We start from the raw sequence: 13216 nt of genomic DNA on the forward strand, positions 1-13216 counted from the left end.
TTATCAGCCATAGTGTCGCTTGCGGTGACAGTTCGGGCACAATGCTACAACATTATCTATTGTGTCTTCCCCGCCTTCTTTTAATGGAATGATGTGATGCACTTCAAGAAATGGCATGTTCGTCTTTTTGGATATGAATGGCGCATCTTTGTTACAATCGTGGCATACACCCTCAGCCTCTCGTAGAGCATAGGCTGCAACTTTCGGATCACGTTTGAACCGATTCACCAGCACTTCTATTTGTGATGGTTGTCTATTTCCTTCTGGCTCTGTTATCTCTCCATTTTTCAATACTGTTTCGACTTCATTATTAAATATATCGTCGTCAGAGAGTAACGACAAGATTCTTTGCAAAACTGCATTGTTTTTTTCAATACAGCCTTGCTTTATAGCAAGTGCTATAACTTTTTCTAAAGCTAGCCTCTCGACTTCGTAGAAATTATTTTGCCCCCACCGACGATCGTTCTCAATGTTTTCTATTGCATCAGACAATGGAAAGTTAAAAGGCAATGAGAATGATTCGAGGCAAGTGTAATGGTAAGTTAACATGTTACTATCGGGGCGAAGCTTTTCTCCAACGTATACGCATCCCGCCTGAATACCAAATATTTTGTTTCCACCTTCTATTGCTCTGCCTGTCTTTCCATGCGTTTTTCTCGTTATTGTAATCAAAACAAAGTCTTTTGATTCTTTCACTTTATTCAACGGACTCGGTGGTAAATATCCCTTTACTAAACCGGATTCGGACATAAAATTGACCGCTTCATAAAACCAGTCTATTCCAGCATTGTTGCATATTCTTCTTTTTTCCTCCTCAGTTGGATAACTAGAATATGGCGTACCAAGCCGCAAATCTGGAATCAATCGCACAGCAAATATGTCCATAGATTTTTCACCCAAGTGAAGTTAATGTTAACAACGCAGATCGATCTGACATAATCAACCCAACACCAAACAAAATCAACCGCCGCGTGGTGTCGCATTGCTAATCAGCAACAACACACTAATGCAATCAAAGCACAGGCATCAAGCAGGTATCCATTCATCCGCGTTATTCTCGATCAATTTCTTGCTGTTTAGCGGCAATGAAATCATCCACACTTGACAACATCCCGCGCATTGTCCCTTTAATTGCGGAGCCGGGCAGCATTGCTGGTCGCGGCAAACGCAAAATAACGAGGTATTCATTGTGATTAAACACGACCGGCTCTAAAGGTTGAATCACGCCGTTTTGGCAAATTGCTTCAATTGCTTGATACATCACTGACCTCACTGTTTATATCGGCAGTCGCAAATTAGGTTGCGTTGATGCAACTCATTCAACACAATTTGATCGCATAGATCACACGATTTTTCCTGTCTTAATGTCAGTGACAGCCTGCTCGAAATCTATCACTTCAATATTGGCTTCATGTCTCGCTTGGTCATAAGCCTTAATATCATCAAGCTCTTCTAATTCTTCAACTATTTCTCTCCATTCAGAGTACGGAATGATGACAGACCGCGTGTTTGAATTTTCGTCTAAAATATATTCTGCATGTACATTCATAATACCATTACCCTAAATGATTACAACAATGTAGATTAGCTTGATACAATCAACCCAAAACCAAATAAAATCAACCGCCGCGTGGTGTTACAACAACATTGTCATTTAATTGGTTTAACGCCGAGGTCTTTGCAGATTTTAACCATCAGAACATCATCAATTTCAGTGTGTCGCGGTATAGATGAACGCTTGTTTTGATCGGGATTCCACCACCATGAATGATTTCCACCTTCACGGAGAAGTTCACACCTTTGCGAGCGCAAATACTTTACAAATGCGCTGCGTTTCATACAGCGATGTGTTCTTCGGTGTAATTTACACCGGCGGCAGCAATCGCATCCGTTCGGTTGAATTCAATCGCTTCTTGCAGCGTAATACGCAACGTGTTTAATAACGCTTCACGGGTTTTTTCTTGACAATTAACACCGGGTATTTCTTCAATCCAGCCAATCCACCAATCACCATTTTGTTTAATGACGGCAGTGTAATTCGCATACATAAATGACATGTTCCTGATAATTTTTTAGGTATTTTGAATAACGTAAATTGGATTGACATAATCAACCCAATACCAAATAAAACCAACCGCCGCATAATGTTGAATTGCCAATCGGCAGCAAATCAATTGACCGCTCTGTTCAACCAATATGCTCACGCAAAAATTCCGGCGCAAAATCCGCACCATTACTCCACGCTAATGTATGTCCTTCTAATTTGAAAGACTTAAAAAATGCAATGTTTTTTAGCGGTTCAAATATTTCACCATACAATTCTGAAGATAAATCGATGATGCCAGTCGCGCCATCATTAAAAAACAAGCGCACTTTGTACTCTTCAATATATTCAGCATGATTGACATGAATAAACATTTTTACTCCAGTGGTTCAATCTTAGACAATGGTTTTCTGTGTGCTGCGGCTTCCCAATTTGCCATCAATTCGCCCTGATGTAACACATACCAATCGAGCACCACAGTCAATGCTCTTCTTGGAAATCTACCTGTGACAATCCCCGTTTCAATCTCAACAGTGATTTCGTACTCACCATATTCTGCATGAAAATGTGGCGGCGCATGTTCACGCATGTACATGCGTATAATAATTCCAAGAAACCGGCTAATTTCGGGCATTCGTTTTTTCTTTAGCGGCAAGTCAATTTACATTGAAGATCAAGCAAATTCTACCAACTTTTCAACAACTCTTTTATCATAAGTGGGCGCAGGTAACGGACTGCCATCACTTCGCCATAACTCCAACCATTCATTCACGATGTCACACAATTCTGCATAAACTGCTTTTTCATCATTCCCGTGACAACACGGGCCAATCACCCCCGGACATTGACCAATAAAACATTGATCTTCATCTGACCAAGCAACACTTTTTAAGTATTTTGCACTATCATTCATTGTTTGGTCTCTTTAATCTTTTGCTGTACTTTGCGCTCTTGATAAATTTTTGCATCATCACCGAATTAACCTGAGAGTGTCATGCTTACTCCAGAAGGGTGCTGAAAATTGCGGTGACTGCCTTTACCACCACGATTACAAAAGCCTGCTTTTTCAAGATCACGCAGCAATTCTATAATTTTGCGTGGCACAGAGTTAATACCTAAAATCGCTTTATTGAATGTAATCAAACAAAATCAAACATCGCGTGGCGTTGCATTGCCAGATAGCGGCAACACACTCAATACAATCAAGGTACAGGCATCAAGCAGGTATCCATTCATCCGCTTTATTCTCGATCAATCTCTTGTTGTTTAGCAGTAACGAAATCATCCACACTGGACAACATCCCGCGCATTGCTCCTTTAATTGCAGAGTCGGGCAGCATTGCTGGTCGCGGCAAACGCAAAGTAACGAGGTGTTCGTTGTGATTAAACACGACCGGCTCTAAAGGCGTGAATCACATCAATAACGAGGCTTTTTATAAACATAACCAAGACGCCGGAGTACAGCCGAAAACCTGATTCAGTGGTGTATAGTTGCATTGATATAATTCAGGTAATTCAGTCATCTTTTAACAATCTCGTTTTCAATTTGTGCCATCATCGCCTGACATTCGGTGAATAACTGTTGCCGATCCCATTTCCCCGACGGTAATAATGGCAATTGGTCACGCTGAATAAATACTCGCGGCCGCTGCACCGGTCGTAAATGCGCACGACTCCATTGCATCAATTCATCTGGTGCCGCGCTCCCCGTATAGAACGCGAATAATTGCCCACCCCAGTCTGGCGCGGGTATTCCTAATACGACGCACGCCATCACACCTGCGATTTTTAATAACTGTTGTTCAATAGCCGCCGGCCAAATATTCATGCCCGCAATGACGATGCAATCATCCGCCCGCCCGAGAATTTGTAGCGTGTTATTTGGCAATTGACACGCCACATCCGCCGTCGTAAACCAGCCATCTTGATTAAGACCAATCCCCGGCCGGCGCTCGGGCGTGGCATAACCGGCCATTAAAATAGCGCCGTGAATTTGTAATGGTTGAGGTGATTGATCGAGATTGCATGGCGGGCAAGCGTAATTCAGCAACGGCAATGGGTGGTAATCATTTGTGGTGATTAAATCATCGCTGTTGTTTAATTGCTGGTTGGATAAATCCCCCCTACCCCCCTTTTGCAAAGAGGGGAATACTTCTTCCCCCCCTCTAATAAAGGGGGGTAGAGGCGATTTAATCAAAGAAGGCAGGGAAGATTTGATCAAGTCGGGCGCGGGGGACAAATCAGGCAATGGTGATTTTATTAATACCTGACTGGCACATAATGAAAAAGTCTCGGTCATGCCATAACTCAAATGCAATGGCCAACCGGCGGTTAATGCCCGCTGTGCTAATGAATACTCCAATGCTTGCCCACCAATTAACACCGCTTGCAAACTCGCGGGCGGCGCGGCGTTTAATTCTAATAACCGCGCCAGCATGATCGGCACGAGCGACAGGTGGGTGATGGCGTGATCGTGTAACGCCGCGTTGACCTCGGTTGGAACAAATTGTGGCTGTAATACCACTGTTGCACCGGCCACAGCGCAGCGGTAACTGATCGCCAAGCCGCCGACGTGTTGCATGGGTAAACAACACAGCCAGCGGTCGCTGTGGTGTAAATGTAACCGTTCATTGACGGCGCGGGCTGAGGCTAAAATGCTACTGCGGCGAAAAAGTGCCAATTTAGGCGCACCGCTGCTGCCGCTGGTGCTGACGACGGCGGTGAGCGGATCATCAATTGACCACGCGGCCGCGTTAGTACTGGGTGGATTAAGTCCGGTGGTAATTAATTGGTGTGTCTCAGATTGCCAACACCATTCGACCGCCGCGGTGGTCAGCCACTGGTCGCGAGTCGCGGACGCCACAGTGTGACTAATCGGCAACAATACGGCGTTGAGTCGAGCAAGCGCATGTAGCATGACAACCACATCTGCGGTGCCAGCGGGCGTCAATACCACCTGTCCGGCGCGCAATCCCTGCTGGCGTAACAACTGGCAACGCGCCGCAACTTGCTCGGCTAAGTCGTTGTAATGTAAAGTAAAATTAGCAGTCAGCACTGCCGGCGTTGTCATGGAGACCGTCGCCGGCGGCCAGAACGCCTTGACCTGCGCCGTTGCCAACGCGGCCGCCCTAATGCTGTTGGCGACGGCAGTCGATGCAGCTGCCGTACAACACCAGTGCGTGGCCTTGCAATTCAAATCCGTGTTGCGCGGCGATGGCGACTTGACGCTGTTCGATCACTTCGTCGGTAAATTCAACCACTGTGCCACATTCGACACAGATCAGGTGATCATGATGCTGCCCGCGATTGAGTTCAAACAGCGACTGTCCGGTGTCGAAATGATGCCGCAGCACCAGCCCGGCCTGCTCAAATTGCGTCAAAACACGGTACACCGTCGCCAATCCAATGTCATCACCCGCGAGTTGCAGCGCCTGATGAATAGCTTCAGCACTCAAATGATGCGATGGTTGTGTGGCGAGCAAGTTGAGAATTTTGACACGCGGCAATGTCACCTTCAGCCCAACCGCTTTAATATGTGAGTGTGTATTAGTCATGGGTGCCGCCAGATTAAGAATTGAATATCACGCGCCGCCAATTTGCGTTATCATCGCAGGCTAATTTATTGATTTTAACTCTATTGGATGTTGACACGGCAATGCAAAAAATTTTCATATTGATAGAATCATGCGCACTGTTCATGGCAGCCGGTTGTGCGAATACGCCCCAGCCAACTGATTACCAAGATTCATTGCTGTCAGACTTACCATTCGTATACAAGATGACAGTTCAACAGGGAAATATCGTCACCGAAGAAATGGTGGATCAATTAAAACCTGGAATGACCCAGGCCCAGGTGCGTTATTTACTCGGTACACCGTTATTAGCCGATTTATTCCATCCCAACCATTGGCATTATCCCTATACCATTAAACGCGGTCATCAGCCAATGGAATTGCGGCAATTAACACTCTTTTTTGAACAAGATGCGCTGGTGAAAATACAAGGCACTCTGAAACCCGATCCCGAGCGCGCCGCCCGTGCGGCCACGCAGCCGCGTGAATTGGTGATGACCGTTCCCGATTGGCAAGATCAACGTGGATTAGTGCAGCGCGTATTAGATGTGATTAACCTTAAAAGCGTCGAGCGCCCGCCCGTGAATTGATAAATCTATTGACTGGCTTCACTCAACCAATGCACATTACCGCTGGGCAGCGGGCGTTTTATAAATCGCATCCGCCCGTTGACAAAACGCATCTACCAATGAATTGGCAATTTGCCCAAACACGCTGCCAAATGCGCTGTTAATTAAATGTCCAGTAAATTCAAACTCTAATTGCAATTCCACTTTACAGGCATCCGCTCGCAGGGCGGTAAAGGTCCAGCCGCCTGTTAATTTACGAAATGGGCCTTCTTGCAGTTCAATTGACATATAGCGCGGCGGCTCAATTCGATTGCAGGTTGAAAAGACTTGATGAATCCCCAGTCGCGCCACTTCAATCCGTCCGCATAATTGCTCATCATTGCGCGATAATAATGCTGCCGCATGACACCAGGGCAAAAACTTTGGATAGCCTTCGACATCAGCAACTAAATGAAACATTTCGGCATCTGAATGCGCCACCAATGCGCTCTTTTTAACAATTGGCATAGTTGAATACTGTCCCCCAATCTGTACTTGATGAGTGTGTGATTCATTCACGTTTAATCACTTAATCGCCACCTCCGCATCCGCCACCGCAGCCATCACTACCGCCGCCGTCATTGCTGTCACTATCAAACCCGTCCGTCGTGCCATCAAAACTGGCATCACCCATATCCGCGCCGCAATGAATAATTTCACCAGTGTGACGTTGCAAGCCATGACAATTCGCAGTGTAATAAAACCCGTGTTCAATCCGCAATAATTGATCTAATGCAAATAACAATGGCAACCGATCAGGATGACGCGGATTGATTTGTTCTAATTGACAGGTGTGCCACCACACCCGCCGCAATCCCGCATTATTGCGGTATTCACGGCTTAATACAACGGCGGGGGTGTGATGTAAAAAGCGCCCGAAAGCGCGGTTGCAAAACAATTGATATAAGCGGGTGTATAGAATGAACTCGTGCCATAAATCGTCAACCACTTGCGATGGCATGGCAACAAAACGGCGGCCGCTATTCAAATAGGCTAAAAAAAATTGTCTTAAGCCGGCGACCACTTGTTGATGATCTTGCGGCGATAAGCTGGGATGACGCGCTGCAAAACGGTCAATTAAGCCACTGGGAAACCGATAAGCGAGAATATAAGCAGCATAGCGAGCGCGTCTGCGTTTAAGCCACGTTTTAATTAACCAGCGGCCACCAAGATACAGGACAAATAAGACAACCAATAACTCGATGGCGCTGATGTCTATCATGGCTTTTTCACGCAATACAACTGCAAAGTTGGCAATCAGAGTGACTAATACGGAACGAAGCTGCCATAGGTGAAATCATTCGTGGTGATTGACGTTGCATCAACACCCAGCAGCACTAACTTGACGGCATCATTGCCACCGCGCACTCCATCAACATCAATAGTCAGGGTGGTCTGTTGTTGATCGGCATCATAGCGCAAATCAAACAACTGGCTTGAACCATCAAAATCTAAACCATACAATACATTGCCCCAACCAATTAAGTCGGTTAAATCTATTGTTTCAATTCCGGGCGTAAACCCATCTATTTCCATCGTGACTGTCGCGGCGTAGTTAATCACTGTTGTTGTAGCCATTATTTCACCGTCGCTATGCAGGCTATACACGGTAGTGGTTGATTCGATGACTTGTCCACTGTGATCGTAGGTAGCAGACGATTCAGAACCTGTGCCATCTGGATTAAAATAACTATAGCTGTCTGCTAACAAATGCCATTGCTCATCATAATCAGCAGTATCGGTTGAGCTGTAGCCGTCTTCACTGGTATAGCTATAAAAATAGTGGTGGCCAGTGCATTGGGCATTCACATCATAATAGTGCGTATGATCCGTTGTTGTATAACTGTAGCCAATGATTTGCCCACTGTCATCGAGCGTTGGGGTCATAGCGGTTAAATCTACTACTTCATTCGTGATTTGACCCATTGAATCGTAGGTCATAGTGATATAACCATCCGAACGAATGCGCTCAATCAGTTGCCAATCACTATCATAAGTATTGATATTGGTTTCTATAATTGAACTGCCTGCATTTTGCATAATAGTTGTCACGACATAATTGGTTATTAAACCATCGGCATTCGTGAGTGTATCGCGTGTTTTACTAAAATGATAGCCGTTGCTATCAGTGGTTGTAGCACTGATTAATGTCCAATCACCCAGATAATCATTGGTATTACTGGAATTATAGCCCAGTCCATCATCATAGCTGGTTGCTTGATGATGCCAAACCGCTTGTCCATTCAGATCGTAATGGTGGGTAAAGCCATTGGCACTAGCATAATGATAACCGACAATTGCAGCAGTCACGTCATCTATGGTTGGCGTCATGCGGGTTGTATCGGCTTCTTGGCTGATTAAATTGCCATCCGCATCATAGGTTGTAGTTGCAATGCCATCAAAAACAACCTTATTTGATTTAATACCATCGGCATTAAAAGCAATGGTTTCTATGACCACCGGGAAACCATCGGCATAATCAGTTGTCCTGGTTTTAATAGCACCAGTGATATTGCCTTCGACATCTTTTAATGTCTGTAATTCCGTCGTAGTGCAAAAGCCTGTGAGATTATCATGGTAAATATTTTTAATAAGATTTTGCTCACCATTGTAAAAGTATTCTTGAGTTATATCGCCATAGGTATCGATAAGATGATGACTAATCGCATGGCCAGTTGCATCATAGTTGTGCGTCATCCCATCGGCGCTGGTGTAGGTATACAGCGTCGTGCCGTTTTCATCTAATGCCGTTGTCATTAAACTCAAATCAGCGTCTTGACTAATTAAATAGCCGCCAGCATTATAGCTTGAGGTGACAAAACCATCAAACTCAATATGATTGATCAATTGCCAATTTGCATCATAGGTTAGGGTTTTAATAATTAGCGGTGCATCATTCGCATAGTCTATTGTGACCGTTTTAAAGTAACCGGTGAGATTGCCAGCTTCATCAGTTTGTTTTTCTTGATCTAAAACGTTTTGATAACCGGTGCTATCGCTATAAGTGGAACGTATTAAAAACCAATCCGCATCGTATTCTTTAACTGTGCTGAACGTAAAGCCAGCGCCATCATCATAGCTATTAATGATGCGATAGCCCGTAATATTCCACGCTAAATCATACAAGGTGTCTTGACTGCCATCAGTCACAGAATAGCCAATGAGAATGCCGTTTTCATCATATAGTTCGGTGTAGTTTTCTGGGATGGTCAAGTCTGTCATTGTTATTCTCCGTTGTTAGAGTAATAAAAAATGTGCATTGACTGTAATCAATGCAATACGCACTAGATCAAAATGAAACGCTTGAAAATCTTATTCACAAAACAGCAATGGATGGGTTGATATTTGCGCGGCGGCCATAATTCCAATAGGCGGCACAGGCGCCTTCGGATGATACCATGCACGCGCCTAATGGATTCTCTGGGTTGCATACCCGCCCGAATAATGGACAATCCGTCGGTTCTAATTGCCCGCGCAAGACACTTGGACATTGACAACCGCGCTGTTCTTCACTTGGTTTAATCGTCACGGCAAACCGCTGTTCGGCATCAAACTCGGCGTATTCATCCGCTATTTGTAAAGCACTATTTGCCAACCAACCCAGCCCGCGCCATTCAAATTGTGGGCGCAGTTTTAATGTCATCTTCATTAACGCTTGCGCTTTACAATTGCCCGCTGTTGTCACCACGCGCTGATATTGATTTTCTAATACACAGCGCCCATCATTGATTTGGCGAATTAACATCAGGGTACTTTGCATGACATCGAGCGGTTCAAAGCCGGCAATGACAATGGGTTTATTAAATGCTTGGGTAACAAATTGATAGGCGGCGCTGCCAATAATGGTGCTGACATGCGATGGGCCTAAAATCCCATCAATTGATGCGGATTGATGTGCGGTGTCAGTGAGAATTGCTTGTAATGCGGGCGGGGTCAAAACATGATTGCAAAAGACTGAAAAATTATGCAGGCGTTCTTGCTGGGCAGTGATTAATGCAACGGCGGTTGGCGGCGTGGTGGTTTCAAAACCAATGGCAAATAACACGACGGGACGGGTGGATGTTTGCCGCGCAAAGGTTAATGCGTCTTGCGTGGATGTTATGATACGAATATCCGCCCCCGCCGCTTTAGCACTGAATAAAGTTTGACGATGACTGGCGGGCACCCGCATTAAATCACCATAGGTCGCCAGCGTGATTGAATACTGCTGCGCCATTGCAATAGCTTGATCTATTCGTGCCATTGGCAAGACACACACGGGGCAGCCCGGACCGTGAATAAAGTGCACATTTGGCGGCATTAAATCTTGAATACCATAGCGGAAAATTGCATGGGTATGACCGCCGCAAAACTCCATTAAACGGTAATAGCGATTGGGATTGACTTCGGCGGCAATGCGGTCGGCTAATTGGCGCGCTAATTGACCATCGCGGAATTCATCAAGGTATTTCACTGCGGCAAGTCTGTATTATGATGAATAGCAATGAGTCCGGCATCACGCATTAACGTCAGCGTTTCTTCGGCATCGGCGGGGCTGATTTTGGCTAATGCGTACCCGACATGCACTAAAACATAATCGCCAATAACCACATCATCATCTAATAAAGCGAGTGAAATAACTTGATTAACACCTGCAATAGTCACTGCGGCGCTGGGCGGATCGGTGATGACTTGTGTGACGCGCACCGGAATTGCAAGACACATGGTGGTTATTTCCAAAGCGTGAGTAATGTTGATTAACTTTGCCAATCATCAACCGATCAATTTAACGGCGGTTTATTTAAACAACCCGATTGACTGAGGTGCCGTTTATAAATGCCGTGATGTTGTCAGCAACGGCATTTAATAATCGCTGGCGGGCTTCGTGGCTTGACCAGGCCGCATGAGGTGTGACAATTAAATTGGGAATATCTGGCGCGAGTAATGGATGCGTGAGCGGAGGTGGTTCTTCCGTTAAAACGTCAATTAAAGCACCACCGATCCAGTGTTCCTGTAGCGCGGTGGCTAATGCACATTCATCTACAATGCCGCCTCGCGCTGTATTGATTAATAGCGCAGTTGGCCGCATTAACTTTAATTCGTGAGTGCCAATTAACCAGCGGGTGGTTGGGGTTAATGGGCAATGCAAGGTTAATATGTCAACTTGCGGCAGGAGGGCGGTTAATGCAAGTCGTCCGGGCGGAATGATTTCGCCCGTGCGAGCGGCAATTAATACGCGCATCCCAAATGCTTCAGCAACTTGCGCTACACTGCGACCGAGGGCGCCGTAACCGACAATGCCAATACAGCGCCCGGCGAGTTCATAAATGCGCCCGTCGAGTAGGCAAAAGCTGTCGCTGCGGCACCAGTCACCGCGTGTAACTGATTGATTTTGAGACCATAATTGGGTGGCAAAGGCTAGAATTCCGGCGAAAACGTGTTGCACGACGGCGGGCGTGGCGTAGCCGGGGACATTGGTGACGGCGATGCCGAGTTCGCGGGCAGCAGCAAGATCAACGTTATTGGTGCCAGTGGCGGCAATGCAAATTAACTTTAATTGCGGGGCGGCGGTTAATACGGCGCGATTGAATGGCACTTTATTAGTGACTACAACCTGTGCATTGGCAATACGCTCGGCAATAACGTCGGGGGCGGTGTGTGAATAAGTTGTCCACTGTAGCCCGGTGTTCATTAATGTTGTTAAACTGAGGTCGCCGGTGTCAATACTGGCTAAATCAAGTATTACGCCGTTGGTGATGGGGATTGAAACGGGGGATGTGCTTGTCATCATGGCGTTGCTCAATTTAGGTGCTGAATGGCGCTTAGTTTAACAGACTGAACGCGCTGTGAACCATGAAATTAATTGCCCACTGGTATTTAATGCGATAATGATTGTGTGGCGGGGTATGGTGATTCGGTGTATTTTAACTGTAGCTGCTCGCGGGGCGGCATAACCATTATTTTTTGCAGTCATCTGCAATGTAGCTATTCTTTATTTTTATCAAATGCATTTCACTTTTTAACCAACCTTGATGAGGCTGCCAATGTCAAAGCGTTTAATCTTCTTTTTATTGATGAGTATCATTGCACCATTACAGGCCGCTGAGGTGGCGACGGCACCGCCGGCGGTCAGTTTATTGTCAGCAACGCCGCAGGCGCAATTGGAAACAACTGCGGCTACGCCGGCGCCTTTACCAATCATTCGCCCAACGCCACCGCGTAAAACATTAATGAAAATCATTGATGCGGCGGCGCTGCGTTATGGTGTGGATCGTGATTTAGTTCATGCGATTGTGCGGGCGGAATCGAATTATAATCCCAATGCAATTTCACCGGCTGGGGCAATTGGGTTAATGCAGGTGATGCCGGAAACGGCCGGTGATTATGGCGTGACTTCGATTGAGGCTTTATTTGATCCGGCAATTAATGCCCGCACTGGTGTGCGACATTTAAAACGGTTGTTATCATTGTATAGTATTGGTCAAACAGTGATGGCGTATAATGCGGGTGAAGGGGCATTAGAACGCTCGAATGGTGTCGTGACTTATCCTGAAACCCAGCAATACACGCAGCGGGTATTGCGGCAATATTTGCGTAGTAAAGGATTAAAAGTTGATTCACCCGAGGCGCAGAAATTAGTGGGATTGGCACTCAATTCATTGCCAACTGCGGCGCTGAGTATGCGCGCCCAATTGCCAATGGATGGGCCTGGGGTGCTTGCGGTTGGCCGGCCAAATATTCGCAAGGTGACACGACTGGATATTTCCAAATTATCATTACGGTTGCGCCCATTGTCATTAGAGAGTCCATTATCTAAACAGGCGCTTGATCCCTCGATGCACCGGGTTGGTCCTGAAAGTCAGCCGATGTTTGTATTAGAGTCGCGGTTGGCAGATGATTAAACGGCATTCGGTTGAATATGCCGCCAGCGGTGAATGTGTGCCGATTTAGTTAATTGCGTTTATGGCATTTACGACATTCATCATGACATCACCATTATTTGCAGCTTGAAT

General features: G+C 45.9%; 20 protein-coding genes. 2 read left to right on the forward strand and 18 right to left on the reverse strand.

The window, feature by feature from the left end:
• Window positions 1–3: 3 nt before the first annotated feature.
• From HUK38_RS14890 to fur, 12 genes are all read right to left on the reverse strand, one after another.
• Entirely contained in the window at window positions 4–885 is an 882-nt protein-coding gene (locus HUK38_RS14890; protein WP_202985518.1) for an HNH endonuclease, read from the reverse strand.
• A 166-nt stretch (window positions 886–1051) separates the two neighbouring features.
• Window positions 1052–1261 (reverse strand): antitoxin family protein, encoded by a 210-nt coding sequence (locus HUK38_RS06635; RefSeq protein ID WP_182583538.1) that lies wholly within the window; start codon window positions 1259–1261, stop codon window positions 1052–1054.
• Between the two features lie 81 nt (window positions 1262–1342).
• Entirely contained in the window at window positions 1343–1549 is a 207-nt protein-coding gene (locus tag HUK38_RS06640; RefSeq protein ID WP_182583539.1) for a hypothetical protein, read from the reverse strand.
• A 101-nt stretch (window positions 1550–1650) separates the two neighbouring features.
• Window positions 1651–1839, reverse strand: a complete 189-nt coding sequence (locus HUK38_RS06645) for a type II toxin-antitoxin system HicA family toxin (protein WP_182583540.1) — start codon at window positions 1837–1839, stop codon at window positions 1651–1653.
• Entirely contained in the window at window positions 1836–2048 is a 213-nt protein-coding gene (locus HUK38_RS06650; RefSeq protein ID WP_182583541.1) for a type II toxin-antitoxin system HicB family antitoxin, read from the reverse strand. The genes HUK38_RS06645 and HUK38_RS06650 overlap by 4 nt, the downstream gene beginning before the upstream one ends.
• A gap of 24 nt (window positions 2049–2072) precedes the next feature.
• Window positions 2073–2204, reverse strand: a complete 132-nt coding sequence (locus HUK38_RS15360; RefSeq protein ID WP_275285006.1) for a hypothetical protein — start codon at window positions 2202–2204, stop codon at window positions 2073–2075.
• Window positions 2188–2418 (reverse strand): DUF2442 domain-containing protein, encoded by a 231-nt coding sequence (locus tag HUK38_RS06655; protein ID WP_182583542.1) that lies wholly within the window; start codon window positions 2416–2418, stop codon window positions 2188–2190. The genes HUK38_RS15360 and HUK38_RS06655 overlap by 17 nt, the downstream gene beginning before the upstream one ends.
• A 2-nt stretch (window positions 2419–2420) precedes the next feature.
• On the reverse strand, window positions 2421–2678 hold the full coding sequence (locus HUK38_RS06660; protein WP_182583543.1) for a DUF4160 domain-containing protein: 258 nt from the start codon (window positions 2676–2678) through the stop codon (window positions 2421–2423).
• Between the two features lie 39 nt (window positions 2679–2717).
• The gene (locus HUK38_RS06665; RefSeq protein ID WP_182583544.1) at window positions 2718–2957 is read right to left on the reverse strand and encodes a hypothetical protein; all 240 of its coding nucleotides are present in this window, start codon (window positions 2955–2957) and stop codon (window positions 2718–2720) included.
• A gap of 328 nt (window positions 2958–3285) precedes the next feature.
• Window positions 3286–3435 (reverse strand): hypothetical protein, encoded by a 150-nt coding sequence (locus HUK38_RS06670; RefSeq protein ID WP_182583545.1) that lies wholly within the window; start codon window positions 3433–3435, stop codon window positions 3286–3288.
• Window positions 3436–3563: 128 nt separating this feature from the next.
• Window positions 3564–5162 carry a class I adenylate-forming enzyme family protein gene (locus tag HUK38_RS06675; RefSeq protein WP_182583546.1) on the reverse strand — a complete coding sequence of 533 codons (1599 nt, stop codon included), beginning with the start codon at window positions 5160–5162 and terminating at the stop codon, window positions 3564–3566.
• Window positions 5163–5172: 10 nt separating this feature from the next.
• Window positions 5173–5598, reverse strand: coding sequence for a ferric iron uptake transcriptional regulator (gene fur, locus HUK38_RS06680; RefSeq protein WP_182583547.1), 426 nt, complete (start codon window positions 5596–5598; stop codon window positions 5173–5175).
• Window positions 5599–5741: 143 nt separating this feature from the next.
• Between fur and HUK38_RS06685 the strand changes: the two genes are divergently transcribed.
• Window positions 5742–6206 carry an outer membrane protein assembly factor BamE gene (locus tag HUK38_RS06685; RefSeq protein ID WP_238787506.1) on the forward strand — a complete coding sequence of 155 codons (465 nt, stop codon included), beginning with the start codon at window positions 5742–5744 and terminating at the stop codon, window positions 6204–6206.
• Window positions 6207–6242: 36 nt separating this feature from the next.
• Here HUK38_RS06685 and HUK38_RS06690 read toward each other — a convergent pair whose 3' ends face one another.
• From HUK38_RS06690 to HUK38_RS06715, 6 genes are all read right to left on the reverse strand, one after another.
• Window positions 6243–6743, reverse strand: a complete 501-nt coding sequence (locus tag HUK38_RS06690; protein ID WP_338065371.1) for a type II toxin-antitoxin system RatA family toxin — start codon at window positions 6741–6743, stop codon at window positions 6243–6245.
• 10 nt (window positions 6744–6753) lie between these two features.
• Entirely contained in the window at window positions 6754–7446 is a 693-nt protein-coding gene (locus tag HUK38_RS06695; RefSeq protein WP_182583549.1) for a glycine-rich domain-containing protein, read from the reverse strand.
• A 44-nt stretch (window positions 7447–7490) separates the two neighbouring features.
• Window positions 7491–9446 carry a hypothetical protein gene (locus HUK38_RS06700; RefSeq protein ID WP_182583550.1) on the reverse strand — a complete coding sequence of 652 codons (1956 nt, stop codon included), beginning with the start codon at window positions 9444–9446 and terminating at the stop codon, window positions 7491–7493.
• Between the two features lie 94 nt (window positions 9447–9540).
• Complete coding sequence (hypD, locus tag HUK38_RS06705) at window positions 9541–10677, reverse strand: hydrogenase formation protein HypD (RefSeq protein ID WP_182583551.1); 1137 nt, start codon at window positions 10675–10677, stop codon at window positions 9541–9543.
• Window positions 10674–10928 carry a HypC/HybG/HupF family hydrogenase formation chaperone gene (locus HUK38_RS06710; protein ID WP_182583552.1) on the reverse strand — a complete coding sequence of 85 codons (255 nt, stop codon included), beginning with the start codon at window positions 10926–10928 and terminating at the stop codon, window positions 10674–10676. The genes hypD and HUK38_RS06710 overlap by 4 nt, the downstream gene beginning before the upstream one ends.
• Before the next feature lie 76 nt (window positions 10929–11004).
• Window positions 11005–11994 (reverse strand): D-2-hydroxyacid dehydrogenase, encoded by a 990-nt coding sequence (locus HUK38_RS06715; protein WP_238787507.1) that lies wholly within the window; start codon window positions 11992–11994, stop codon window positions 11005–11007.
• 253 nt (window positions 11995–12247) lie between these two features.
• On the opposite strand from HUK38_RS06715, the gene HUK38_RS06720 reads away from it, so the two are divergent.
• Window positions 12248–13105 (forward strand): lytic transglycosylase domain-containing protein, encoded by an 858-nt coding sequence (locus HUK38_RS06720; RefSeq protein WP_182583554.1) that lies wholly within the window; start codon window positions 12248–12250, stop codon window positions 13103–13105.
• The last annotated feature ends 111 nt before the right edge of the window (window positions 13106–13216 follow it).

The sequence above is a fragment of the Thiospirillum jenense genome (genome assembly GCF_014145225.1).
Lineage (GTDB): Bacteria > Pseudomonadota > Gammaproteobacteria > Chromatiales > Chromatiaceae > Thiospirillum > Thiospirillum jenense.